At 44.3% G+C, this 24,344-nt stretch carries 24 protein-coding genes; 7 read left to right on the plus strand and 17 right to left on the minus strand.

The window, feature by feature from the left end:
• Positions 1-26: 26 nt before the first annotated feature.
• Both MTX11_RS02630 and MTX11_RS02635 read right to left on the minus strand, forming a co-directional pair.
• The gene (locus tag MTX11_RS02630) at positions 27-275 is read right to left on the minus strand and encodes a DUF2789 family protein (protein ID WP_004278500.1); all 249 of its coding nucleotides are present in this window, start codon (positions 273-275) and stop codon (positions 27-29) included.
• 160 nt (positions 276-435) lie between these two features.
• The gene (locus MTX11_RS02635) at positions 436-1,086 is read right to left on the minus strand and encodes an HAD family hydrolase (RefSeq protein WP_005250603.1); all 651 of its coding nucleotides are present in this window, start codon (positions 1,084-1,086) and stop codon (positions 436-438) included.
• A gap of 182 nt (positions 1,087-1,268) precedes the next feature.
• Between MTX11_RS02635 and MTX11_RS02640 the strand changes: the two genes are divergently transcribed.
• From MTX11_RS02640 to MTX11_RS02650, 3 genes are all read left to right on the plus strand, one after another.
• Positions 1,269-1,751, plus strand: coding sequence for an RNA pyrophosphohydrolase (locus MTX11_RS02640; RefSeq protein ID WP_004278502.1), 483 nt, complete (start codon positions 1,269-1,271; stop codon positions 1,749-1,751).
• Positions 1,752-1,840: 89 nt separating this feature from the next.
• On the plus strand, positions 1,841-4,138 hold the full coding sequence (ptsP, locus tag MTX11_RS02645; RefSeq protein WP_005250601.1) for a phosphoenolpyruvate--protein phosphotransferase: 2,298 nt from the start codon (positions 1,841-1,843) through the stop codon (positions 4,136-4,138).
• Positions 4,139-4,180: 42 nt separating this feature from the next.
• Positions 4,181-4,681, plus strand: a complete 501-nt coding sequence (locus tag MTX11_RS02650) for a hypothetical protein (protein WP_085064243.1) — start codon at positions 4,181-4,183, stop codon at positions 4,679-4,681.
• Here the strand turns inward: MTX11_RS02650 and MTX11_RS02655 are convergent.
• Complete coding sequence (locus MTX11_RS02655; RefSeq protein ID WP_004729442.1) at positions 4,678-4,857, minus strand: DUF7230 family protein; 180 nt, start codon at positions 4,855-4,857, stop codon at positions 4,678-4,680. The genes MTX11_RS02650 and MTX11_RS02655 overlap by 4 nt on opposite strands.
• A 620-nt stretch (positions 4,858-5,477) precedes the next feature.
• Between MTX11_RS02655 and MTX11_RS02660 the strand changes: the two genes are divergently transcribed.
• From MTX11_RS02660 to MTX11_RS02670, 3 genes are all read left to right on the plus strand, one after another.
• Positions 5,478-6,998 (plus strand): catalase, encoded by a 1,521-nt coding sequence (locus tag MTX11_RS02660; RefSeq protein WP_243474278.1) that lies wholly within the window; start codon positions 5,478-5,480, stop codon positions 6,996-6,998.
• A gap of 95 nt (positions 6,999-7,093) precedes the next feature.
• Positions 7,094-7,537, plus strand: coding sequence for a thiol-disulfide oxidoreductase DCC family protein (locus MTX11_RS02665; RefSeq protein ID WP_243474279.1), 444 nt, complete (start codon positions 7,094-7,096; stop codon positions 7,535-7,537).
• Positions 7,527-7,937: a DoxX-like family protein gene (locus tag MTX11_RS02670; RefSeq protein ID WP_004278508.1), complete on the plus strand. Its 411-nt coding sequence runs from the start codon at positions 7,527-7,529 to the stop codon at positions 7,935-7,937. Before MTX11_RS02665 ends, MTX11_RS02670 begins: the two co-directional genes overlap by 11 nt.
• On the opposite strand, the gene MTX11_RS02675 is transcribed toward MTX11_RS02670, so the two are convergent.
• The 9 genes from MTX11_RS02675 to hcaE form a co-directional block, all read right to left on the minus strand.
• Positions 7,927-8,982, minus strand: coding sequence for an MBL fold metallo-hydrolase (locus tag MTX11_RS02675; RefSeq protein WP_004278509.1), 1,056 nt, complete (start codon positions 8,980-8,982; stop codon positions 7,927-7,929). The two genes, MTX11_RS02670 and MTX11_RS02675, sit on opposite strands and share 11 nt — an antisense overlap.
• A gap of 406 nt (positions 8,983-9,388) precedes the next feature.
• Positions 9,389-10,324, minus strand: coding sequence for a cation diffusion facilitator family transporter (locus tag MTX11_RS02680; protein ID WP_005261714.1), 936 nt, complete (start codon positions 10,322-10,324; stop codon positions 9,389-9,391).
• Positions 10,325-10,505: 181 nt separating this feature from the next.
• A complete protein-coding gene (locus tag MTX11_RS02685) occupies positions 10,506-11,405 on the minus strand; it encodes a DMT family transporter (RefSeq protein ID WP_243474280.1) in 900 nt (299 codons plus the stop codon).
• Between the two features lie 359 nt (positions 11,406-11,764).
• Positions 11,765-12,991, minus strand: a complete 1,227-nt coding sequence (hcaD, locus tag MTX11_RS02690) for a 3-phenylpropionate/cinnamic acid dioxygenase ferredoxin--NAD(+) reductase subunit (protein WP_243474281.1) — start codon at positions 12,989-12,991, stop codon at positions 11,765-11,767.
• 4 nt (positions 12,992-12,995) lie between these two features.
• Positions 12,996-13,961: a 3-carboxyethylcatechol 2,3-dioxygenase gene (locus tag MTX11_RS02695; protein WP_243474282.1), complete on the minus strand. Its 966-nt coding sequence runs from the start codon at positions 13,959-13,961 to the stop codon at positions 12,996-12,998.
• 73 nt (positions 13,962-14,034) lie between these two features.
• Positions 14,035-14,850 carry a 3-phenylpropionate-dihydrodiol/cinnamic acid-dihydrodiol dehydrogenase gene (gene hcaB / locus MTX11_RS02700; RefSeq protein ID WP_243474283.1) on the minus strand — a complete coding sequence of 272 codons (816 nt, stop codon included), beginning with the start codon at positions 14,848-14,850 and terminating at the stop codon, positions 14,035-14,037.
• A 2-nt stretch (positions 14,851-14,852) separates the two neighbouring features.
• Positions 14,853-15,179 carry a 3-phenylpropionate/cinnamic acid dioxygenase ferredoxin subunit gene (gene hcaC / locus MTX11_RS02705; protein ID WP_219308271.1) on the minus strand — a complete coding sequence of 109 codons (327 nt, stop codon included), beginning with the start codon at positions 15,177-15,179 and terminating at the stop codon, positions 14,853-14,855.
• Positions 15,179-15,697: a 3-phenylpropionate/cinnamic acid dioxygenase subunit beta gene (gene hcaF, locus MTX11_RS02710; protein ID WP_004781816.1), complete on the minus strand. Its 519-nt coding sequence runs from the start codon at positions 15,695-15,697 to the stop codon at positions 15,179-15,181. Before hcaF ends, hcaC begins: the two co-directional genes overlap by 1 nt.
• The gene (gene hcaE, locus MTX11_RS02715) at positions 15,694-17,061 is read right to left on the minus strand and encodes a 3-phenylpropionate/cinnamic acid dioxygenase subunit alpha (protein WP_004781815.1); all 1,368 of its coding nucleotides are present in this window, start codon (positions 17,059-17,061) and stop codon (positions 15,694-15,696) included. Before hcaE ends, hcaF begins: the two co-directional genes overlap by 4 nt.
• A 280-nt stretch (positions 17,062-17,341) precedes the next feature.
• Between hcaE and hcaR the strand changes: the two genes are divergently transcribed.
• Positions 17,342-18,250 carry a DNA-binding transcriptional regulator HcaR gene (gene hcaR, locus MTX11_RS02720; RefSeq protein WP_243474284.1) on the plus strand — a complete coding sequence of 303 codons (909 nt, stop codon included), beginning with the start codon at positions 17,342-17,344 and terminating at the stop codon, positions 18,248-18,250.
• Positions 18,251-18,631: 381 nt separating this feature from the next.
• Here hcaR and MTX11_RS02725 read toward each other — a convergent pair whose 3' ends face one another.
• The 5 genes from MTX11_RS02725 to MTX11_RS02745 form a co-directional block, all read right to left on the minus strand.
• Positions 18,632-19,492, minus strand: a complete 861-nt coding sequence (locus tag MTX11_RS02725; RefSeq protein WP_213686461.1) for an alpha/beta fold hydrolase — start codon at positions 19,490-19,492, stop codon at positions 18,632-18,634.
• Between the two features lie 278 nt (positions 19,493-19,770).
• Positions 19,771-21,033, minus strand: coding sequence for an OprD family outer membrane porin (locus MTX11_RS02730; RefSeq protein ID WP_243474285.1), 1,263 nt, complete (start codon positions 21,031-21,033; stop codon positions 19,771-19,773).
• Between the two features lie 429 nt (positions 21,034-21,462).
• Positions 21,463-22,482 carry a 4-hydroxy-2-oxovalerate aldolase gene (gene dmpG / locus MTX11_RS02735; protein ID WP_005107995.1) on the minus strand — a complete coding sequence of 340 codons (1,020 nt, stop codon included), beginning with the start codon at positions 22,480-22,482 and terminating at the stop codon, positions 21,463-21,465.
• A 12-nt stretch (positions 22,483-22,494) separates the two neighbouring features.
• Complete coding sequence (locus MTX11_RS02740) at positions 22,495-23,391, minus strand: acetaldehyde dehydrogenase (acetylating) (RefSeq protein ID WP_071850451.1); 897 nt, start codon at positions 23,389-23,391, stop codon at positions 22,495-22,497.
• A gap of 24 nt (positions 23,392-23,415) precedes the next feature.
• Positions 23,416-24,213 (minus strand): 2-keto-4-pentenoate hydratase, encoded by a 798-nt coding sequence (locus MTX11_RS02745; RefSeq protein WP_243474286.1) that lies wholly within the window; start codon positions 24,211-24,213, stop codon positions 23,416-23,418.
• Positions 24,214-24,344: the final 131 nt, after the last annotated feature.

Consider the following 24,344-nt stretch of genomic DNA (forward strand, 5'->3'; position numbering starts at 1 on the left):
GCCAATCATACGATTGGCTTTATATCTTATCCTTCACTGGTTGAATTTTCATGCAAGGATTCATTGAGTTGATCTACCACAATCGCCCATTCGCCATCAGATGCTATTTTCTCGCTTAAAAATTGACGTTGTGCCTCTGACCAATACGGCGCATCCAGTAAAGTCAGATCTTTATGTAATTGATGCTCGTGAATAAATGTTTCAATACCTTCTGCACTGGCATCCAAGCCAAGCTGCTGGAACAGATGTGTCATACGTGGTCGAACGTGAGTCATATCTCATACCTCAGAATCTACTATTGTTATCATGTCCTGTTTTTTGAGCATAGCATGTCTGATTCAGCCTGACTGTGAAAAAACATTAATATTCCATTGAGGCAAATAAAAAGCACAACCGAAGTTGTACTTAATAATCACATCAATGAGTTCGGAGTGATTAGATCGACCAGTCCTGTATTTTCCAACCCTGTTCTTGGGCTAAAGTTTCCAAGCGATCATCCGGATTGACTGCAATCGCATGATCCGCATATTCCAGCAAGAAACGGTCATTAATAGAATCTGAATAAGCCCAAGACTCGGTTACGTCGCGGCCTTCCAGCCATTGTTCCAGACGCACCAGCTTGCCTTGCTGATAGCATGCGGTATTGATGACTTTACCAGTATATTTCCCATCAATGACTTCAGCATTGGTGGCAATAATTTCAGTAATTCCGAATTCACGAAAAATGGGTGCGGTAATAAAGTCTGAAGTTGCGGTAATCCCCACTAAGGCATGCCCTGCTTCACGGTGGCGCTCAATGGCTTTAAAACCTTCAGGACGCATTTGTGGACGAATGACTTTTTGCATGAACAGTTGATGTAATTCAGTCAAATAATGATTGTCATGTTTGGTCAGAAACTGGAACACAAATTCATTATAGGCATAAGGATCCAGCTGACCTTTTTTATAATCGTCATAGAACTTGTCATTCATGGCGCGATGCTGAACTGGATCGACCAGGCCCTCACTGACCAAAAACTCTCCCCAAGAATGATCCGAATCCGTGTTTAACAAGGTGTGATCGAGATCAAATAGCGCCAATTTCATGAAAATACTCGTTAAAACTGAAATTTAAGAAAAAAATTGTAAATCTATCTCCGCTAGTCGATAGAAATTCGTTAAGATCATAGCAATTTTAACATTTTTAAACTTTGCTTTTTTCGAGTTGGATAACGAAATAATGCTCCCCGATGGCAAAGGCATAAATTAAACAATTTTTAGGTAGCCAAATGATCGACTCTGAAGGTTTCCGACCGAATGTCGGGATCATTTTGGCAAACGATGCTGGACAGGTTTTATGGGCAAAACGCATTGGTCATAATGCATGGCAATTTCCACAAGGCGGGATCCAATATGGAGAAACCCCTGAGCAGGCACTCTATCGTGAGCTGAGAGAAGAAGTTGGCTTATTGCCCGAACACGTCCAGATAGTCGCGCAAACCAAAGGCTGGTTGCGCTATCGTTTGCCGCATCGATACATTCGTACGGACTCTGATCCGGTCTGTATCGGTCAAAAACAAAAGTGGTTTTTACTCAAACTCACGGCCCCCGTTCAGCATATTCAGTTGAATCTGTCTGATCCGCCCGAATTTGATCAATGGCAATGGGTCAGTTACTGGTACCCACTCGGTCAAGTCGTGAATTTCAAACGTGATGTTTACCGCAAAGCCCTGGTGGAGTTGTGTCAGCAACTACCCCAGCAAAAACCTTAAAAAATCGCATAAATAATGCAGATTTTTTACGCGGCTATTGTTATAAATAAACTTAATCACTGAAATTCTGAATAGACGGAGCAGACCTTATGTCGAATATGCAACTGGACACCTTGAGACGTATTGTTCAGGAGATCAATGCGTCCACCAGTTTGCATGAATCACTCGACATTATGGTCAAGCATGTGGCCGAGGCCATGCAGGTTGATGTCTGCTCGATCTATCTCCTCGATGAACGCAATCAGCGTTATCTGCTCATGGCGTCTAAAGGCCTGAATGCAGAATCTGTCGGCCATGTGTCTTTGCAGACCGGTGAGGGTCTGGTGGGCCTGGTTGGACAACGTGAAGAAATTGTCAATCTGGACAATGCCCCTAAACATGAGCGCTTCCTGTTTTTACCTGAAACCGGTGAGGAAATTTATAACTCCTTCCTCGGTGTGCCGGTGATGTACCGCCGTAAGGTCATGGGTGTACTGGTGGTTCAGAATAAAGAATCACAGGACTTTTCTGAAGCTGCTGAATCCTTTCTGGTCACACTCTGCGCGCAGCTTTCTGGCGTCATCGCCCATGCCCATGCCGTTGGCAATATCGATGTATTCCGTAAGCCGAGCAACCTGCCCGCCTATAAAACCTTTCAGGGAGTTTCTGGCTCCGGTGGCATTGCCTTAGGTCGTGCAGTGATTCTGTATCCACCAGCAGATCTTGCCGCAGTCCCTGACCGTGAAGCAGATGACATCAGCGAAGAACTGCAGCTCTTAGATAACGCGCTAAATTCAGTCCGTGAAGAAATCCAGTCACTGGATGACAAAATGCAGGATGCGTTAATGGCCGAGGAACGCGCACTGTTTAGCGTGTTCTTGCGTATGCTGGATGAAAATGCCCTGCCTGCAGAAATCAAGGCTTTTATTCGTGAAGGTCACTGGGCACAAGGCGCCGTGCGAATTGTTATTGACAATCATGTGGCACAATTTTCCCAAATGGAAGATGATTATTTACGTGAGCGGGTAGCGGACTTAAAAGATCTGGGCCGCCGTATTCTGGCGCGCTTACAGGAAGCCGATGCCAGTCACCGTGAATTGACCGATGAAAGTATTCTGATTGGTGAGGAAATTTCGACGGCTGCACTGGTTGAACTACCTGTAGATAAAATTGCCGCGATTGTCACTACCGAAGGCGCCATGAACTCACATATGGTGATTGTGGCGCGTGCTCTTGGTATTCCGACCGTGGTCGGCGTGACCGAACTGCCGATCAACACCCTCGATGATGTAGAGATGATTGTCGATGCACATCAGGGCCGGGTCTTTATTAATCCCCCACGTCGCCTGCGCAGTCGCTATAAAGAAATTCAAAAAGAAGAAGAACAGCTTGCTAAAGATCTGCGCCAGTACGAAACCAAAGATGCGATTACCCCGGATGGCGTGGCGGTCAAACTCTACGTCAACACCGGCCTGATGATTGATGTGGTGCGTGGCGTGCAGCGCGGTGCCAAAGGTGTCGGTTTATACCGTTCTGAAATTCCGTTTATGTTGCGTGACCGCTTCCCGGGCGAGGAAGAACAACGTGCGATTTATCGTCAGCAGCTCAGTCACTTTGCCAATAAACCGGTGGTGATGCGAACGTTGGACATTGGTGCAGACAAAGACCTGCCGTATTTCTCGATTGAAGAAGAAAACTCGGCACTCGGCTGGCGTGGCATTCGTTTTACCCTGGATCATCCGGAAATTTTTTCTTCACAGATTCGCGCCATGCTCAAAGCCAGTATCGGACTGAATAACCTGCATATTCTGCTGCCGATGGTGACCAGTGTCAGCGAGGTCGAGGAAGCGCTCTATCTGCTGGAACGTGACCATGCGGCGATTCAAGAAGAAGAACAGGTCAAGGTAAATAAACCAAAACTCGGCATCATGGTGGAAGTGCCGAGTGTGCTTCATCAGATTGATGAATTTTCCGAACTGGTGGATTTCTTCTCGGTCGGCTCCAACGATCTGACCCAATATCTGTTGGCTGTGGATCGCAATAATCCACGGGTAGCCAATGTCTATTCACATTTACACCCTGCAGTACTGCGTGCCCTGACCCGTCTGGTGCAGGACTGTCATCGTAATGAAAAACCGGTCAGTATCTGCGGTGAAATGGCGGGCGATCCGCTGTCTGCAGTTTTGCTCATGGCCATGGGCTTTAATACCCTGTCGATGAGTTCCAGTAATATTTTGCGGGTACGTAAAACCATTTGTCATGTTCCGATGAGTGATGCACAAGAATTGCTGCAACATGTGTTAAAAATGGACAATCCGCTCATGGTAAAAAGCTGGTTAGAATATTATTTCAGAACCCATGGTTTAGGGGATATGGTGAAATCTGCATCACGTATGGTGAGTGCCTAATACGGGACTTTTTCCAGTCCCTCGACAGTGGTAGAGGTGGTTATGGAATTTCTGGTCATCCTGTTCATGATTGTTGCGGTGTTCTATGTGGTCATTCTTGCACCGGCCTTGGCTGCCCGCAAAGAAGCTCATAATTCCGGTTCATCTTATATACGCCCCGCCAGCAATCGAGCAATGAGCTATGCCGATCGGCCTAAAATGACTCCATTATTGGGCATTGAAATTTCGGCATCGCAACGGCGGCGTTTAGGCAGAGATGACCCCTCCGTCATTGCTGCCAGACTCTATCACCAACAAAAAGATCAATTTGCCAGTTTTCAGCAGGCCAGACCACAGCCTCATTCCCCTCACCACAAAGCACCAGTGCAAAGCAAACTCAATAAATTCTTTAATGACTTAATCGCGGATGAATCGACAACATCATCCCGGTATCCAAATCAATATTCGCAAACTCGTAACAACCGACCTGTCGCCCCGCTCTCTCCAGTTAAAACTAATCCTAAGCAGCCCCCACGTCGTCCCCAGCCACCTTACAGAACTTAAGCGGCCATTAAAAAAGGGCGATCTTCCATGGAATATCGCCCTTGTCTGTGCTTGTTGTAGCCACGTTTTGCATTTTTCTTTCGGTCTACAAAGACCTGGCTTTTGTTGACTTCATGCATGTGTTTTGCCACAAAATTGTGGATCACCACCTGCTCGGCTGTTTTTTTCTTGGCCATTTTACTCTCTATGTGATTTTGAGGAAGGAGTGAGATAATTATAGGGCCGACTGATTAATTTTCAAGCATATTTGCCAATGCTTTTTTAAAAATAAAGACCATCTGGATAGGATTTTCTGTATGCAAAAATGCGAGCTATAGCCAGAAAACACCCTTATTCCATTCATTATTTTTATGGGTTTCTTCAGACCAACAAAACTTAATTAAAAAACCATTTAAAATAAATCAGTTATAAAATTGTATTTTAAATGATACTTTTCACTTATTATTTTTATCCTTTGATAAAAACATATTATGGACTTAGATATTGTTATTTTCGTTTAATCCCATTCATTATTCGAGTTATTCAAAATATATAGAATTTGATATTGTCAGAGAGTGGAAAACCCGTTACTTTTTAAGAGTAACCATTTAATTTTCAATATTTTAAACTTTATTAACTTTAAAAATATTTTTTGAGTGAGCTCACTCAATTATATCTTGAATTCCGTTTTGTGCTGTAACACCCTTTATTTAAAGATATTGTAAATATAGTGAAACCTGATTTGATTAGCGTATATCTCAATATTTTATGAATACTAGATAAACGACACAAGATATTCAAAACTTGGAGAGGAAAGATGAGCCAAGATTTTAAAAAATGCCCTGTCACCCACCTGACCACTGAAGCTGGTGCGCCTGTGGTCGACAACCAGAACAGTATGACGGCAGGTGCGCGTGGACCTTTGCTTGCTCAGGATTTATGGCTGAATGAAAAACTGGCCAACTTTGTCCGTGAAGTGATTCCAGAGCGTCGTATGCATGCCAAAGGTTCAGGTGCTTTCGGTACCTTTACCGTGACCAATGATATTACCCAATATAGCCGCGCTAAAATTTTCTCTGAAGTCGGCAAAAAAACCGAAATGTTTGCGCGTTTCTCAACGGTGGCAGGTGAACGTGGCGCAGCCGATGCAGAACGTGATATTCGCGGTTTTGCCTTAAAATTCTATACTGAAGAAGGCAACTGGGATCTGGTCGGCAACAATACTCCGGTATTTTTCCTGCGGGATGCCCGCAAGTTCCCTGACCTGAATAAAGCAGTCAAACGTGACCCGAAAACCAACAAGCGCAGTGCCACCAATAACTGGGATTTCTGGACACTCTTGCCTGAAGCTCTGCATCAAGTGACTATTGTTATGTCGGATCGAGGGATCCCGACTGGTTACCGTCATATGCATGGTTTTGGCAGCCATACCTTTAGCTTTATCAATGCCAAGAATGAACGCTTCTGGGTGAAATTTCATATGCGTACCCAGCAAGGTATTCAAAACCTGACCGATGCTGAAGCTGCAGATTTGATTGCTAAAGATCGTGAAAGTAGTCAGACTGACCTATTTGATGCCATTGAGCGTGGTGAGTATCCAAAATGGAAAATGTACGTTCAGATCATGCCGGAACTGGAAGCTGAAACAGTGCCTTATCATCCATTTGACCTGACCAAAGTCTGGCCGAAAGGTGATTATCCACTGATTGAAGTCGGTGAATTTGAACTGAACCGCAATCCGGAAAACTATTTCCAGGATGTAGAACAAGCAGCCTTTGCACCAAGCAATCTTGTACCGGGTATCAGCTACTCACCGGACCGTATGTTACAGGCACGTTTAGTGAACTATGCTGATGCAGCGCGTTACCGTGTTGGCGTGAATCATTCACAGGTTCCGGTCAATGCTGCACGCTGTCCTGTACATTCGAATCGCCGTGATGGTCAGGGCCGTATGGATGGCAACTATGGTTCATTGCCACATTACGAGCCGAACAGTTTTAGCCAGTGGCAGGAACAACCGGAATTCAGAGAACCGCCACTGAAAATCACCGGTGATGCCGATTTCTGGGACTTCCGCGAAGATGACAATGACTACTTCAGTCAGCCCCGTGCCCTGTTCAACCTGATGAATGATCAGCAGAAACAGGCACTGTTTAATAACACGGCCGGAGCAATGGGTGATGCGCTAGATTTCATCAAATACCGTCACATCCGCAACTGTTATGCTTGCGATCCAGCTTATGGGCAAGGCGTTGCTAAGGCCCTAGGTATGACTGTAGCAGATGCCCAAGCTGCTCGTGAAACCGATCCAGCCAAAGGTTTGCCTAGCTTTCTCTAAGCCAGTTTAGACATGTACAAAAACCACCTTCGGGTGGTTTTTTATTGCGGCATCAAGCAGTATAGAAGCAAGCTGGCACAAAAAGAACTACAACAATGCATCCGAATATTGAAGACATCATTCAACAATACGACATCGTTTTATTTGATGCTGTTTGCGTGATCTGTAATGGCTGGGCACGGTTTTTGATTAAATACGATAAAAAGATTCAGTTTAAACTGGTTTCCGCCCAATCGCCTTTAGGTACGGCACTGCTCGAACATTATCAGATGTCTACTGAACATTACACCATCATGCTCGTCATTCAAGATGGCACACTCTATACCGAATCGACTGCATTACTGAAGGCGCTGCAGCATCTCGGTTTTCCCCTTAATTTAATGAGAGCAGGTTATTTGGTTCCGCGTTTTATCCGGGATTTTCTGTATCGTGTGGTCGCTTTAAATCGTTACAAGCTATTTGGTAAAACCGAGTATTGCCTGATTCCATTCAGCGAAAATAAACGCCATTTTCTGGAAGAAGCTGTTCGTGAATCCTAAACCTGTATTCCTACAACCACTGCGTACTATCCAGCTGACTTTGGTCATACTATGGCTCTATCAGGGACTCATTCCAAAAATTCTGTTCCAATCACCCGCTGAAATCACAATCTGGCAAAATATGGGTTTTGAGCTGGGACTGGCCAAAGTCTTGGTTGGACTTTCCGGAGGATGTGAAATGCTATTTGGCTTATGCTTTCTGAAATGGAACCGGTCCATACTCTTGCATAGGTTGAATATTATCGGACTTGCTGGATTACTACTGCTGATTGCATTCACAGCCCCGTTGCAACTTACTGCAGCATTCAATCCTGTGGTAATGAATACCGCCATGCTGATGCTTTCTGTAGTGGCCATTCAACTCATCCAAGAGGAACAACAGGAAGTACTTAAACAATAATCCGTTTGCCTTCCCGTATGCAGTAAAACGGATTAATCAATTTGGAAGAATGCTTGATGATCTCATGCAACTCATGTTCCGGCGCATCCCGGTCTTCATCCGTGAGCTGAAAAGTACGGTAATGAATCGCCAGTGAACATTTGGCCTGCAAGTCATGATGGGCATGAAAGGCATCTTCCGGATTCATATGGATCGCGCGCATCAGTTCACGCGGTTCATACGCTCCTATCGGGAGTAAGGCAATTCGCGGTGCACCCAGACGTTTACGAATTTCTTTAAAATGTGAGGCGTAGCCACTATCTCCGGCAAAAAAACAATGTTCCTTGCCATGTAATAAAGAAAATCCTCCCCAAAGTGCACAGTTCTGATCGCGCATGCCGCGCCCTGAGGCATGTTGAGCCGGCGTATAGACAATCCGGATCTCTTCAAAAAAGGCACTTTCCCACCAGTCCATTTCATGCACGGTATAATGTTCTGGCAAATACCAGGCATTACCCAGACCAGTATAAATAGGCATCTCAAAAGTGTTGTGCAGCCATTCCAGACTAGCCAGATCCATATGATCATAATGGTTATGGCTGAGCAGTACGGCATCAATCTGAGGTAATTCATCCAAGGCAATGCCAGCCGGAATGACCCGCTGCGGCCCTGTAGAAGCCGATGGACTGGCATATTCAGCCCAGACCGGGTCGGTCAGGAAATTATAGGGGCCGATCTGAATTAATGTGGTGGCGTGACCAATAAACCAGACTTGCCAGTCATCCAGAGCTGCATCTGGACGTTGCTGTGGCAATGCGCGCGGACGAGAAAAAAACTCGGCACGTTCCTCGTCAAGATTAACATTCCAGGTCTTGGATTTTCGGGTAATGAGCCATTTATATAAATCAAAGCGACCGCGCGATAGAGATGCATGCTCAAGATTACGAAACTGTTTTCCGTCGAAATGATCTGAATGCAGATACTCAAACACTGGCTTAGACCAGAGATGTTTCCAACTGGATTCCGTGATTAACTGGAATTTTTTAGTTTTGAGAAGATCTTGCATAAACATCCACTATTTATTATTCGCTATATGCAAGACAACAACCTCTTGAAATGGTCAAGCGGTGCATCTTTTAATGAGCATACAAACTAAAAACAGGCACACTGCAACATAGTATGAAATCCGTCACAGAAAATCATGTATGTTTTTGTTATTTTTAGCAAAAAAATGGCATTTCATTGGCCTTATGGCTGGCTGAAGTCTTGGATTATCTAGAAAAATATTGCTCTTGTCCTGCTGTCTAAAAATACAAAATGATACTCAATATTTATAAGCCTATACTGACAAAAGCATGTCTGCCCATTGATGATTTTATGATGAAATTCGCCATACCTCAGTATCATCACATCAATTGTGCGAGAAAGGCAAGTTGAGATCAAAATACCAACCTCAAGCGTTTTTTAGATCTTTATACACGACCTTGAGTTCGTTCCAGCCATACGGCCTTGGTTTGGGGTTTCACAAATAAAGCAATAATTTCTGGGTGCAGCTGTTTAATCTGCGCTTCGATCCGGTTGACACAGGCTTCAATTTCATCAGAAGTTAAATCATCTTTAAATTCCAGACTCAATGATGCAATGACTTGCTGAGCGCCCATCTGCTCAGTCAATACCCCATTAGCACTAAAAACTGCCGCATCCTGTTGAGCAATGTTCAATACATCTTCACGCAGTTTTGGATCTGCCGTTTCACCCAGTAACAAACCTTTGGTTTCACGTGCCAGAAACCAGGCAGAAACCGCCAGAACAATACCAATTAAAATCGATGCGGCACCGTCCAATTCAGGAATATTCAGTTGATGCGCCAGAAAGATACCGACCAGAGCAATCACCAAGCCGACCAGGGCGGCAGTATCTTCAAATAACACGGTAAAGGTCGTTGGATCTTTACTGTGTCGAAAGGCTTCAAAATATCCCAGATTTCCCTTTTGTTTACGAAAGGTTTTTAAAGCCACTGACCATGAAAATCCTTCAAAAAGAATCGCCAGACCCAGCACAATATAATTGATCAATGGATCCTGCATGACTTCAGGCTGAAGAATATGCTGTATCCCTTGATAGATGGACACAATCGCACCCAGGGCAAAAACCATCAGTGCCACAATAAAGGCCCAAAAATACAGTTCACGCCCATAACCAAAAGGATGTTTGGCATTTGCCGGTTTTTCTGATTTTTTCATGCCATATAACAGTAAAATTTCATTCAAGGTATCTACTACGGAATGAATTGCCTCACTGAACATGGCAGAACTATTGGTTATATAGGACGCAACAAATTTCACCAGCGCAATCGCCAGATTACCAAACAGGGCTGCATAGACTACGATTTTATTGGATTCAGACATCCTGACACTGTCCTAAATAAGCTTGTGCAAGCTTGAATGATTTATGTATCAAAATCTTAATCATTTATTTTTGAAAGTTGTTTTACAAATTGTTGCTTAGTCGTGATCTCTCACGTTGTTGAATCACTTTACTCTCCACTAAAATAATAAAAGGGCTTTCGCCCTTTTGGTTTTTACAGTTTTAATGCTTGGAAAAATACTGCTCGCGCCACTCTTTCCAGAAATACATGATGATCCCGAACATCACCACAGCAATTCCCGCAAAAGCATGACTGCTGATAATTTCATGATTTAAGGTTGCTCCCAATACCAGAGCGATCACCGGCGTCATCACATTACTCAATGAGACGGTCGAAGCATTTAGATGGCGAATCAACCAGAAATAACACAGCATTGCCACAATCGAGGACATGATCATGGTAAATACAAAACCGATCATGGCCTGTGTGCTAGGTAACTGAGTCGGGATATGTTGCCAGATAAATGGCACTAAAATGAGTGAACCCGCTGCGGAGACCAGCAATGACCCCGTCGCTTGCGACATCGGACTCAAAGGTGCGCTAATCTGTTTAACCCAGAAGATTGAGCTGATATAAGACACCATACTGATCAGCATCAGTACCACACCCCAAGGATTGATCTTACTGTCTGCCGAGTCGGCAAAAACAAAACACAAACCGGCGACGGCCACTGCCATGCCGAGCCATTGCAACCAGACCAGTTTATGGGTTTTTAAAATCACATGACCGATTAAACCGGCGATCAGCGGTGAAAAACCAAAAATTAGTGCCATCAACCCTGAAGTCAGATAATTGGCCGCCAGATAAATAAAAAGCTGCGCGCCGATTAAATTCAAACTGCCTGCCAGATAACTTTTTATTGAAGTACGGTCAAAAGGCAGCGGGTCGCGCATGATTTTCAACAGGAACAACGCAATAATCGAGGCACCAAAATAGCGAATGATCAGCACCCACATCGGGTGAATCTCGGCCACGCTCCAGACAATCGCCAGTGGCGTTGCCGCCCAGATCAGCACCAATAAAGCGTAAATACTTGCCGTGACCGGCAATGATGATTTCATATCATCCTCAAATCTGATTATTCTAAATAGTAAACCTGAAACCTGTTATTTAGATCTGTAGATACTATCGTGACTAGTGGTATAGATAAGACTAAAAATAGAGTCCACCCATCATCAACTACATGGGAGGGCGACATGGATGTCGCCAGATCGTTTGGGGTACAAGGATGTATCCTCAAACGATCAAAAGATTTTTGTTACTTTGTGCCATGTATGGCTCATCTCTTAAAAGTAAAACTTACCTACACGAAAACATTTCTAAATCTCAAAGCCCATTGCGGTCATGACTATAAAGCTAAAACCATAAAAAAACAGACCTATGCAAAACATAGGTCTGTCCAGAAATATCTCAATACAACTTAAGCAATTTTGCGTAAGTCTTGCGCGATATCCAAGTGTTTTTCAACATCAAACGCCGTATTTTTGCTGATCATTTTTTTCAAATGACGCATTTCTTTGGCTGCATTTACGGTAATCCCGCCAACGATCTGACCATCAGTCACGCCATACATCACGAATGAATTGTCTGCACCTTTGGCTGCATCCATTTCACCACGGATATGCCATTCAGCTGCGGCCATATCACCAACAAACTGGAAGTTGATATTCAGCTGATCAGTCCAGAACCAGGCCGGATTGGCTTTCGGATGTTCCACACCCATCACGTGACGCGCGAAGATGCCTGCTTGCAGGTTAGCATTTTCCCAGGTTTCAACGCGGCGGTGATTGCCACAGTCACGTAACTGAGTCGCAACATCGCCTGCTGCATAAATATCAGCATTTGAAGTCTGGCAGTGTTCATTCACCTTGATCGCAACATCAACGTCCAAACCTGCATCTACGGCAAGCTGTGCATTTGGCACGATCCCGATTCCGTAAACTACAGCATCGGCACGCAGTTCTTCACCGCCTTCCAGCGTTACCACGACTTCTTCACCGTCTAAACGGCAATCTGCAATCTTGGTTTCAAGACGCACATCAACCTGGTTTTGACGATGCTGTTCCAGCAGGAATTCGCTCAGGATTTGTGGTGAACAACGACCCATGACCATTGGGCCCATTTCGATCACAGTGACCTGACAGTCTTTGTAACGTGCAGATGATGCAAGCTCAAGACCAATCACGCCACCACCGATCAGGATGATACGGCGACCGGCTTGAAGTACAGGCACCAGCGCTTGTGAATCTTCCAGGTTACGCAGGGTATAGACGTGTTTGCCCAAAGCATCGAAATTAGGCAAACGGCGCGCTGCACCACCTGTTGCAAGCAAGAGTTTGTCGTAAGCAACAACATCACCGTTGAGAAGTTCAACCGTTTTCGCTTCGGCATTGATTTTTGCCACGCCATTCCCACGAATCGTTTCCACGCCTAAATCTGCCAGTTTCTGTTCTGACAGGATTTCGATCTTGGTGTCTTCAGGTTTTAGAATCACATCTTTAGACAACGGTGGACGCTCATAAGGAAGATGGCTTTCATCACCAATTAGGGTAATTTTGCCTTCATACTTGTTGCCACGAAGTTCTAAAATTGCACTCGCACCTGCCTGGCCAGCACCCACGATCACGATGTTGTTTACGTTGCTCATTTTCTTAACCTTTTAACTCTGCAGATACGATACCGAAACCGGCAATCCATTCGCTGATATCTTCATAGCAATGCGTGGTCATTTCATACTCACCCATTTCGCTCAAGGCAGCGAAGGCAGCCATCCAAGAACGGACTTCCTGACCACCACGACCACCATCACGGCGGATTTCAGCTTCAGTCATCGCTTCTAATGTTGCAAAATCAGCATTCTTAAAGGTTTCCAGCAGTGCAATATCCCATTCAGGACTGAGCGGAACTGCAACCGAGGTATCCCCTGCTGCCAGCTTTTGACCTACTGCAATAATTTTGGATTGACGTGCATGACGTGCTTCAGGCGTTGGATAACGACCTGCGATCAGGAACTCTTCCACTTCTGGTGGTACTGCACCCATTTGCGGAGTCGGTGGATCATGTGACAGACCACCGGTACCTAAAACAAGCACACGCTCGTTTTCAAGGTTTAAAGATTTGATGTATTGACCCACAGCACGGCCCAAAGCGATGGTACGCTTGGTGGTTGGCATCGGTGCTGCAGCGCCATTAATAAAAATTGGAATCGTTGGATAACGGTCAAGTTTGCCCTCACACAGGAAATGTAAGGGCTGAGTCACGCCATGGTCGGCCTGCATACGATATGAGTAGGCAACATCCACGCCTTCATCCAGTACACGTCGAACCAGCTCCAATGCCTTGTCTTCAGGTACATCAATATGATCATTGTCCTTGCCATAATCCCAGTCACCTGCAGCTTTGGCACGAATGCCGACGCAGAAACTTGGCATCAGGTCATAGAAGAAACCATTAAAATGATCTGGACCAAAGGTGATGATCAGAGTGGGGTCGTAAGCTTTTACTTCAGCAGAGAGTTTTTCAAAAGCAGCACGAACTTTTTGCTCTTTTGATTGATCTTGAGGTGAAGCAAATTCCATTAAAGGACTGTGCGATGCACAAATAAGTTTAACGGCCATGAGAGACTCCTAGAAGGAAAGCAGCCCTGAGAGAAGAGGCTGCCGGTAAGTCCATTTGAATGAGACTAGATGTTTATTCGTCAAAGAAACCTGCACGTGGCTGACGTAGGCCACGAATACCCAGACCGCATTCGGCGTTAATTAAAACGCCAGTCAAAGGACGGTTGTTTTGACGAGATGCCAACAGCACGTATGAACCGGTCATATCTTCCGGTTCAGGCAAGAAATTCAGTGGCATGCCACGTGCAATTTTCTCAGGATCACGTGCATCGAGCAGGCCCACATTTTCCTGACCGAGCGATGCCGCGCCTTTGATATTCACATTCATACCTGACGGTGCAACAGCGTTCACTCGTACTTTAGGCGCAAGCTCGTAAGCCAGTTCTTTCATAATCCCGACACCTGCATGCTTAGATGCAGTATATACAGGGCCTCCGCCAGCGGAGTACAGTGCCGAATTAGACAAAGTAAATATGATAGAACCTTCAGAAGCGATCAATGCATCCAGTGCAGCCTTCGCACCGAGGATCAGAGATTTGGTATTAATGCCCATAATCTCGTCAAAGGCTTTTTCCAGCTGCTCACCAGAGGTATTGACGATATCGGCATAGTGATCCCAAATACCGGCATTACCAACGAAACAATCGAGTTTACCGAAACGTTCCACAGTGGCTTGAACTGCACGAACGTTATCTGCATAGCTGGCTACATCACCTTCGATCGCAAGAACTTTTCCACCGAAGTGTTCATTTAATGCATCTACTTTAGCTTTTGAACGTTGAAGAACGGCCACTTGTGCGCCCTCTTCCAGGAAACGTTCTACCAGTGCCCAACCGAGACCTGAACCACCACCAGTGATCAGTGCAACTTCGCCTTGTAGCCAACCCATGATTACTCTCCTGCCATCTCTACGTATAACGCACCATCTTCAACAATCACTGGGAATGTTTTGATTGGATCAGTTGCAGGTAGACACAATGCTTCACCTGTTTTTAAACAGAAACGTGCTGAATGCAATGGACATTCCACAGTACCGTCATCTTCAAGGTAACCTTCAGACATTGACGCATTACCATGACTGCATTTATCGTTCATAGCGAAGAATTCACCGCCATTGTTAAATACAGCAAGCGCTTCGATACCGTTTACGCCGCAATCCACTTTTAACGCTTCGCCTTCGTCTAATTCGTCAACTTGGCAAACAAAAATCTTATTCATTAGAAGAATACACTCAGGTTATGTGAGTTATAGGTAACTTGGTCAAGCGTGATCTTACGGTTGAAGATCTGGAAGCCCAGGCCGCCTTCAACTTTGCGGATCTTGTCATGACGTTTACCACAGTAAATCGTAACGTCTTTCTCTTTCTGGGTACGGTACAGTAGGTATGTCACGTACACATCGTATTCGCCTTCAACTTCAGTTGGCTCAACAATCACGTTGCTCACCATGTGAGTGGTACGTGATGGAGGCTCTTCAGCCCAAGCCATACCAGTTTCTAGACGTGCAACACGACGTTCCAGAAGATCTTTCGTATCGTTGAATACCCAGGTAGTAGGTGGTTCAACTGAACGACGACGGTCACGCGTTTGAGCGTTTGGTGTAGTACGTAGCGTGTAAGAAATATCTTCAGCTAGCGTGTCTAACCATTCGCGGAATTTCCAGTCATCAAGAAGCTTGGCTTCTTGATACAGGAACTGACTAATTTGGTGATGAAGTTCTAAACTGATTTGACTCATTTCATAAGCTCCTTCTCATATTCGTCAGCCGCAGCTTCAACGTCTTCCCATTTTTCATGAATCAATAAATCTGCCCAACGGCGGTACATACCACGTGCTGCAGTTTCAGAGAAAATATAGTTAGTGATACCCGGGATACCATCTTCACGTACTTTCTCGTTACCTTTACCCATTTCCATAATGAGTTTGTTTTGACGCGCTTTGTAACCACGTAAAACTTTTTGGATTTCGATCCAGTTTTCAGAGTCATCTTGCTCCAGGAAGCCTGCAGGACCGAAGGCACGAGTTGCAGAACGTTCAAATGCTGCTTGTACATCTTCTGGTGCGTCCGCATCACAGATACAGAATGCCCAAACTTCAGTTTTGTTTGGACCACGTGGGTGCCATACACGAAGAGTCGCAGTACCGTTCAACCAAGACAATGTAGGGAACATGGTGTTGTGACCCGCTAAACGAAGCGCACGAGTTTCACCTAGGCGTTCTTTCACTTCTTCGTAAGTTTCGCGGAAGTAGTTCGCTACTTCACCGTCAACCCATACGTTTGCATCTGGTTTCTCTGTGAAGAAGAAGCCTGAACCGTGACCACGTGAACCGTATTGGATCGCGTCTTTCGCAGTTTCCCAAACTGGACGAGCAGTTTGTGCAGCACCTAATTTCTTAGAAGATTCGTCGTCTGGTTTTGCACCAAGTACCTGAATTGCAGATGCGTGAGAGAACAACGCGTGGTATTGGTCAGATGCGAACTGTTCGGCTGCAAATTTCCAGTTACACTCGATTTCCCATTTGTGTACACCACCCACGATCACAGTACCGCCTTCACGACGATCGACAACACCGTCCAGGTACCAAGCGATATCGCCCATGTATTCTTCTAGATCTGGAGTCGTTTCATCCCAGCATCCGAAGATCAGGCCTTTGTATGATTTAACACGGTTAACTTCTACCAGACCCCATTGCTCTTTACATGCACCATGTGGGTAAGCACGATCTTCAAGCGGGATGTCTTTTAGAGAACCATCAATACCGTATGACCAGCCGTGGTATGGGCAAGTGAACGCACGTGTATTACCACAGTCTGCGAAGCTTACGCGCATAGAACGGTGACGGCATTGGTTTAAGAATGCTTTGATTGAGCCATCTTTTTGGCGTGCCACGATGATTGGATCTTCACCCATGTAGGTATTGAAGAAATCGCCAGCCTTAGGAATTTGGCTTTCATGGCAAAGGAATAACCATGTACGACCGAAGACACGTTCAAGTTCTAATTCGTAAATGTCAGGATCTGTATAGATAGATGGCGTGATACGTCCATTTTGTGCATCGACTAAAGCGTCGATTTCGCGCACATCAATTTTTCCACTCATGAAAAGCTCTCCTGTGACCAGTTATGGCACAAAGTAATAGACTCAACTTTTCAACGATGATGGATTTTAGGGCGGTTTTGGGGAAATATTTTTTTTGTTTCAATTAATAGTTTTAAGCAATTATTCTAGGCGTGTATTTTTATATTAAAACACTAATCAATCCCTCCAAAGCATTTACTTTCTAAATGACAAAATAATCTTCACGACATAGTTGTTTATAGATTATACTCTTCTGAAATTATAGTAAGACATTTTTTGGATTACTCTTTGGGTTGATGACATGGAATTACGACACCTTCGCTACTTTATCACCGTTGCTGAAGAGCTCAATTTTAGTAAGGCAGCACTTAAACTTTATACGGCTCAACCCTCACTTAGCCAGCAAATCAAAGACCTGGAAGAAGATGTCGGGGTAAAGCTACTCAACCGGACCAAACGTAAAGTAGAGCTGACCGAAGAAGGCGCCGTATTCCTGGAACAGGCTCGTCTCACCCTTGCACAGGCAGATAAAGCCGTTGCCATGGCACGTCAGGTGTCACAGGCCAAACAGCAAATGCTCCGTATCGGTTTTGTACCGGTGGCCGAGATGAAAATCTTCCCCTATATCTTGCCAAATCTACGTGTACAGAACCCGGATTTAAAAATTGAACTGCTCAGCCTGAACAACAATGAGCAGATGCGTTTGTTAAAAAAAGGCGATCTGGATCTGACATTTACCCGTCATAATTTCAATAGTGATGAAATTGAAAGCCAGTTCGTGATTCGTGAACCGCTGATTTTTCTCCTGCCTAAAGATCACCCCTTAGCAAAATACGAAAGAATTCCTTTTAAAGCATTGAATGGTATTGATTTTATTATTCCATCAGCAGAGCAGTCATTGACCCTGAACCAGGCAATTCTGGACTTTGCCAAAGCCCACGGTATTGAATTCAATATTGTGCAAAAGGCCGATAATATTTTATTTAATATCAACTCGATCGGAATGGGCTTGGGCTGTACCATTTTGCCTGGATATATTGCACCACTGACCATGGATAATACCGTGATTCGTCCGCTGGACGTGGAATTGCCCTATTTAGACCTGTATGTCAGCTACCATAAAAACAACAAATCCTATGCCGTCAGCAAATTTCTTGAACTCTTGACCCGTGTGTTCTATCTGGATATTAACCGTAGCGAACAAAATTAATCCTATTTCTTCCCTGCATTAGGCATATGCCATTCAACTTATGATAGGCATGTGCTTTTTTTGTTTTATTATTTTATGCTTAAGAATCCATTTTTAATTCTATTTTATAATAAATAATCTATTTCTGGCGCTTAAATTTGTCACTTGCCCTTGACCCAAATTGTGTATTTTTAGCTCTAAATGTACTGCATTTACCACTTAAGTCTAATAAAGTTTCATTCGGATTTTTCTCAGTTTAAATAGCTCAAACCTATAAAAATTATTAGATTTTTATATTTATTCAAATAAATGAGAATCAAACTCACTTAGGTGCGCTACCTTAAATATTTCCGATATAAAAAAGGATGACCAAAGCCATCCTTTTTTAAAACTGTATCAAACTTATTTTACGCCGTGAACAGCCAGGTAGTTTTTGATCACAGTGTTGAACTCATCTGCTTTTTCAACTTGAGACCAGTGACCGCATTGGCTGAAGATATGTGCATCAGCATTTGGCACGATGTTCAGGATGTCCCAAGTACGAGAAACCGGAATCACCACGTCTTGCGTACCATGAATCAATAGTACAGGCACAGTAATGTCTTTCATTTTTTCGAAGTCTAATGGGAATTCGAAACGGTCACGGTCACGTGCGCCAACCACATCCATTAAACGATTTGATGCATAGTCATTTGCAGCAGAAGCAAAACGTACTTTTACCAGTTCATCAGTAATCAGGTCTTTGTTTACGACAAACATAGAAAGGGTTTTCTTGATTCCTTCTTCTGTAAGAACTGGGTTTGCGTGAGCTTTAAGTGCAGCTGTCTGTTTCGCACCGCCCGTACCCATAGACACGATACCCAAAATGCGATCTGGATAATCCAATGCCATCTGGAATGCTAACCAGCCACCCAGAGAGTTACCCACCAACCAGGTTTTTTCGATACCCAAAGCGTCTAGCGTACGAATCGCATGATCTACCCAGGCACGGATACCATATTCAGTACCCGGCGCAACCACAGTTTGGCCATAACCAACGGTATCAATCGCGATACAACGCGCTTGCTCACCAATTTGTGGCAGGTTTAACCACCAGTTTGCCGCGGCCGATACACCTGTACCTGAACCGTGTAAAAATAGAATAGGCGTACCTTCACCAATTTCGTGGTAATGGGTCAACTCGCCTTCAGCGGTTTCAATCCATTTGTCTTCTAAGCCAAAGAATGGATCTGTTTGATAGTCAGGGATTTGAACAGTGCTCATATTGCTTCCTCTTACAGTCTTTCGCTTGCGTGTCCCTCTATTTTCAAGAATTCGACGTCAAGTTGACTCATTAAAATGACTTGTGTACACCCTTATATTAACCGCTCAACCGCAGCAAACTGATACAAAATTACGATTGCACCCTACAAAATATATATAATTTAAGTGTTTGTTTTATATATTTTTTATAAATTAAACCCTACATAAACTAAGGTTTTAACTGCATTCTTAAACCAAAAAGCAGCCAGAAGACTGACTGCTTTTAAAATATAGGGGTATTAGAATTTATGGGTATAAGTGGTGGCGACACGGTATTCTTGCAGGTCTGGTTTTGCTGGATTGGCAAAATTCACATCAATATACATCGCCTGTACACCCAAACCTTTTAATTTACCTTCTGGCACAGTGTAGTTCACGATGGCATTCACTTCATCCGTATTGAAGTTCTGACCTTGATACGCCCCAGTACCTTTCTGATCATAACCTTTGAAATATACTGCTGTTGCGTTTAGGCCTTTTGCACCCATTTCAGAGAAGTCATAGCCATAAGAAACACTCCATGACTTTTCTTCTGGTGCGGTAAAGGTCGCTACCCCCCAGTTCGCCAGATAAGGCTGTGGCACCCAGCCACCCAATGTCGGGAATGCACTATCACCAAACATTTGCTGGTAACCCACACCTACGCTATGTGCACCATGATTCACTTTTGCAGCGACAGATAATGCCTGGTTATCGATCTCACCATACAGCTTGTCACCTGACTCCGAGTTATCGAAGTAACGGATGTGGCTATCTAATTTGGTTTTTTCACCGAGCGCAGTTTTGTAATTCACACCCAGATAATGCTGTTGGTAAATGTCTTGAACATCGGCATACCAGTAGCTCGCCCCTACTTCTTTAGTAAGCTGGTGGTCTACACCCGCAATCCACATGCCATCAGCTTCAGCACCCGTATCATAGAAACTTGGTGGAGCAAATTTAGTTAAGTCACGGAACTGGTTGTCATAACGGTTGTTAATACCATCAATATACGCCAGAGTTAACTTGGTATCCTTAAGGTCTTTAGACTCTAACCAAGCGCCACTATAAGTCGTTAATAACTGACGGGATGGATCGAATACCAAGACTGGAGATACAGGCAATAACTCGCCGACTTTCAGCTCAGTTTGTGACACTTTGGCTTTTAAGGTCGCGCCGACTTTACCGAAATGATCTTTTGATTCTTTGCCATCGTGCGGTAAAACCCAGTCCGGATTTTTATCATGGCCGTTGAGTTTGACTGCATGTTGCACCAGTACATCAGCACCAACCTGCACACCACCACCGATATCGTGATAACCGGACTTGGCATCCAGAGTCACCCCTTGTGACCAAGAACCCCAGTTACGTGATGAATAGTCATCTTGATACTGACGGTCTAGATAAAAGTTTTTAAATTTGAGTTGAAAATTGCTGTCGTCAATAAAGTCTGCATTCGTTGCAGTTGTCCCTAAAGTTGCTGTCGCAGCAAGCATTGCAATCCATAAATTGTGACGACGCATGATGAGTTCCCCATTCAGCTGATAAAATCCATGCAGCCATCATGCGCAAGTCGGTTTAAATAAAAAATCCGACCACAGTATTAAACTTTTGCTCTTTTAGCTATTCATATTCCAAGCCCAGATTTAAGCGATCAATCTCTTAGATTTTAAACCGATTAAAGAAAATAAAAATTTGACCGGATATTTAATTTATTTTTTTGTTTTCTCTATTAATAAGCGCAATTTTTTTTAAAATATTGAGCCACTATTTTTTATTTATCGTTTTTATGTTTAAGGAAAAAATTAAACTAAAATAATCTTCACATAACACTATAACTAAAATATCTGAGATCAGAGTTTTATTATATTATTAAATCTACTTCATAATAAAAAAGCATCCGAATCGGATGCTTTTTTATTGGACTTATTTTAATACCACGGCATTAAAAATTAAGCTTGTAACTCACGAGCTTTAGACATGGTTAATGCCAAGTCTTCAATCATGTCTTCCTGACCACCTACCGTACCACGGCGACCAAGTTCCATCAGGATTTCACGCGCAGATACGCCATATTTCGCTTCAGCACGTTTAGCAAATAACAGGAATGAAGAGTAAACACCCGCATAACCTAAAGTAGCCGCATCACGGTCTGCACGAATTGGGTTGTGCATCATTGGAATCACTAGATCTTCAGCAACATCTTGTACTTTGAACAAGTCAACGCCAGTGTCCATACCCATACGGTTTGCCACAGCGATAAACAGTTCAAGTGGCGTATTACCTGCGCCAGCACCCAAACCTGCAGATGCCAAGTCAACACGTACTGCACCTGCTTGAACAGCAGCAACAGTATTCGATACACCCATACCTAAGTTGTGGTGACCGTGGAAACCAAGCTCAATGCTTGGGTCCAAGTGTTGACGTAAGTGACCTACGCGATCAATAACGTCTTGAGGAAGCATATAACCTGCTGAATCTGTCACATAGATACAGTTTGCACCGTAAGACACCATCTTGTTTGCTTCTTCAAGCAATTTTTCAGGTGTTGCCATGTGCGCAAGCATCAAGAAGCCCACAGTGTCCATGTCTAGTTTACGTGCAGCGGTGATGTGCTGTTCAGAACAATCCGCTTCAGTACAATGCGTCGCCACACGAATAGTAGAAACACCAATTTCATGTGCCATTTTCAAATGGTCAACCGTACCGATACCAGGAAGAAGCAATGCAGAAATTTTTGCATTTTTCATACGTGGCACAACAGCAGACAAATATTCTTCATCTGTTGCAGCAGCAAAACCGTAGTTCACTGATGAACCGCCCAGGCCGTCACCGTGCGTTACTTCAATTAAAGGTACGCCTGCATCATCAAGTGCGGTTGAAATTGCAATCATTTGCTCAACAGTCGTTTGATGGCGCTGCGGGTGCATACCATCACGCAAAGTCATATCATGAACAATAATCTTAGACATTTTGGTATTCCTTTAAGCTTCAGCGATGTTGAACACGTGTTCTGCGAACATTTCTGCAGTACGTGCAGCTGCTGCAGTCATAATATCCAGGTTGCCTGCGTATTTCGGCAGGAAGTCACCCAGACCTTCAACTTCCAAGTAAATTGATACACGGTTGCCATCAAATACAGGACCATTTACAAGCTTGTAACCTGGTACGTATTTTTGAACTTCCTTGATCATGGCATGTACAGATTCAGTGATCGCTGCCTGATCCGGCTCACCTTCTACTAGACAGTGAACAGTATCACGCATCATTAGAGGTGGCTCAGCCGGGTTAATGATGATGATCGCTTTACCTTGTTTCGCGCCGCCGACTTTCTCAATGGCACCTGCAGTAGTACGTGTGAATTCATCAATGTTTTTACGCGTTCCCGGACCAACCGACTTAGTCGATACAGTTGCAATGATTTCGCCGTATTCAACAGGTTGAACGCGAGAAACCGCAGCCACCATCGGAATCGTTGCCTGACCGCCACATGTCACCATGTTCACGTTTGGTACTTCGCCCGCTTGTAGTAATGCTTCAAGGTTGACTGGTGGTACACAAAATGGACCAATCGCAGCAGGCGTTAAGTCGATCATGAGCACGCCAAGTTCATTCAGCTTGCGGCTGTTTTCAGCATGGACATAGGCAGAAGTTGCGTCGAATGCAATTTTGATGTCATCAGCAATCACATGAGGAAGAAGACCATCAACGCCTTCAGCTGTGGTTTTTAAACCCATTTTCGCAGCACGCGCCAAACCTTCAGAAGTCGGGTCAATCCCCACCATCCAAACAGGTTCTAACCATTCGCTACGTTGTAATTTATAAAGCAAATCAGTACCAATATTCCCTGGACCGATCATTGCACATTTAATCTTTTTCATGAATGTACTCTCTTGGAATCTTGATTATTCAGCAGCGAATGCAGCGGTTACTGAACCAAAGCCTTCAATTTCAACCTTGAATTCATCACCTGGTTGAGCCACAACCATTGGACCTAAGGCACCCGTCAAGATGATGTCGCCTTTTAACAGCGGACGACCACGGCGTACCATTTCATCTGCCAGCCAAACAGCAGCATTCAATGGGTTTGCCAGACATGCTTTACTCACGCCTTGAGAAACGACTTCCTCACCGCGTGTCATCACCATCTTGCAGTTCACAAGATCAAGATTTTCTAATTTAACCGGCTGAGAACCTAAGACAAATGCAGCAGAAGATGCGTTATCCGCCACAGTATCAATCAGGCTAATTTTCCAGTTTTCGATACGGCTATCGACCACTTCAATTGCAGGCAATGCATAATCAGTTGCGCTGATAATGTCTGCATACGTGTGTTTTTCTTTGGTTAAATCCTGGTTAATCACCAATGCGATTTCTGCTTCAACTTTCGGCTGAATCAGAAGGCCAGCTGGAATTGCTTCACCATCGCCATAGGCCATGTCGGCAAATAACATACCGAAATCCGGCTGATCTACACCCAGTTGCGCTTGAACGACTTTAGACGTCAAACCAATTTTACGACCTACCAGACGGCGACCTTCAGACAAAGCACGCTCGGTATTCACTTCCTGAACGGCATAGGCGATATCTACGTCAGCACTTTCACCGCCAAGTTCCGGGCGAATCGGTGCAATCGCAGTTTGTGATAATTCAGCGCTACGAAGTGCTTGTGCAACTGATTCAACAACAGCAGAATTCGACATCAATGTTTCCTTAAACTGCAAAAATTAGGCTTATGCCGGGATCTAAGAGGGACAGAAAATATGGACATGATCAGGCTGATCATCTGCATGGACTGCCTTTCTCAGAGCGAGCATAGGAATAAACAGTTTTA

Origin of the sequence: Acinetobacter lwoffii, from assembly GCF_022809915.1 — a bacterium.
Classification (GTDB): domain Bacteria; phylum Pseudomonadota; class Gammaproteobacteria; order Pseudomonadales; family Moraxellaceae; genus Acinetobacter; species Acinetobacter lwoffii_M.

Coding starts and splice junctions, on each gene's coding strand:
- MTX11_RS02630 (WP_004278500.1), bottom strand. CDS start 275: ATGACTCACGTTCGACCACGTATGACACATCTGTTCCAGCAGCTTGGC.
- MTX11_RS02635 (WP_005250603.1), bottom strand. CDS start 1,086: ATGAAATTGGCGCTATTTGATCTCGATCACACCTTGTTAAACACGGAT.
- MTX11_RS02640 (WP_004278502.1), top strand. CDS start 1,269: ATGATCGACTCTGAAGGTTTCCGACCGAATGTCGGGATCATTTTGGCA.
- ptsP (WP_005250601.1), top strand. CDS start 1,841: ATGTCGAATATGCAACTGGACACCTTGAGACGTATTGTTCAGGAGATC.
- MTX11_RS02650 (WP_085064243.1), top strand. CDS start 4,181: ATGGAATTTCTGGTCATCCTGTTCATGATTGTTGCGGTGTTCTATGTG.
- MTX11_RS02655 (WP_004729442.1), bottom strand. CDS start 4,857: ATGGCCAAGAAAAAAACAGCCGAGCAGGTGGTGATCCACAATTTTGTG.
- MTX11_RS02660 (WP_243474278.1), top strand. CDS start 5,478: ATGAGCCAAGATTTTAAAAAATGCCCTGTCACCCACCTGACCACTGAA.
- MTX11_RS02665 (WP_243474279.1), top strand. CDS start 7,094: ATGCATCCGAATATTGAAGACATCATTCAACAATACGACATCGTTTTA.
- MTX11_RS02675 (WP_004278509.1), bottom strand. CDS start 8,982: ATGCAAGATCTTCTCAAAACTAAAAAATTCCAGTTAATCACGGAATCC.
- MTX11_RS02680 (WP_005261714.1), bottom strand. CDS start 10,324: ATGTCTGAATCCAATAAAATCGTAGTCTATGCAGCCCTGTTTGGTAAT.
- MTX11_RS02685 (WP_243474280.1), bottom strand. CDS start 11,405: ATGAAATCATCATTGCCGGTCACGGCAAGTATTTACGCTTTATTGGTG.
- hcaD (WP_243474281.1), bottom strand. CDS start 12,991: ATGAGCAACGTAAACAACATCGTGATCGTGGGTGCTGGCCAGGCAGGT.
- MTX11_RS02695 (WP_243474282.1), bottom strand. CDS start 13,961: ATGGCCGTTAAACTTATTTGTGCATCGCACAGTCCTTTAATGGAATTT.
- hcaB (WP_243474283.1), bottom strand. CDS start 14,850: ATGGGTTGGCTACAAGGCGAAGTTGCACTGATCACTGGTGGTGGTTCA.
- hcaC (WP_219308271.1), bottom strand. CDS start 15,179: ATGAATAAGATTTTTGTTTGCCAAGTTGACGAATTAGACGAAGGCGAA.
- hcaF (WP_004781816.1), bottom strand. CDS start 15,697: ATGAGTCAAATCAGTTTAGAACTTCATCACCAAATTAGTCAGTTCCTG.
- hcaE (WP_004781815.1), bottom strand. CDS start 17,061: ATGAGTGGAAAAATTGATGTGCGCGAAATCGACGCTTTAGTCGATGCA.
- hcaR (WP_243474284.1), top strand. CDS start 17,342: ATGGAATTACGACACCTTCGCTACTTTATCACCGTTGCTGAAGAGCTC.
- MTX11_RS02725 (WP_213686461.1), bottom strand. CDS start 19,492: ATGAGCACTGTTCAAATCCCTGACTATCAAACAGATCCATTCTTTGGC.
- MTX11_RS02730 (WP_243474285.1), bottom strand. CDS start 21,033: ATGCGTCGTCACAATTTATGGATTGCAATGCTTGCTGCGACAGCAACT.
- dmpG (WP_005107995.1), bottom strand. CDS start 22,482: ATGTCTAAGATTATTGTTCATGATATGACTTTGCGTGATGGTATGCAC.
- MTX11_RS02740 (WP_071850451.1), bottom strand. CDS start 23,391: ATGAAAAAGATTAAATGTGCAATGATCGGTCCAGGGAATATTGGTACT.
- MTX11_RS02745 (WP_243474286.1), bottom strand. CDS start 24,213: ATGTCGAATTCTGCTGTTGTTGAATCAGTTGCACAAGCACTTCGTAGC.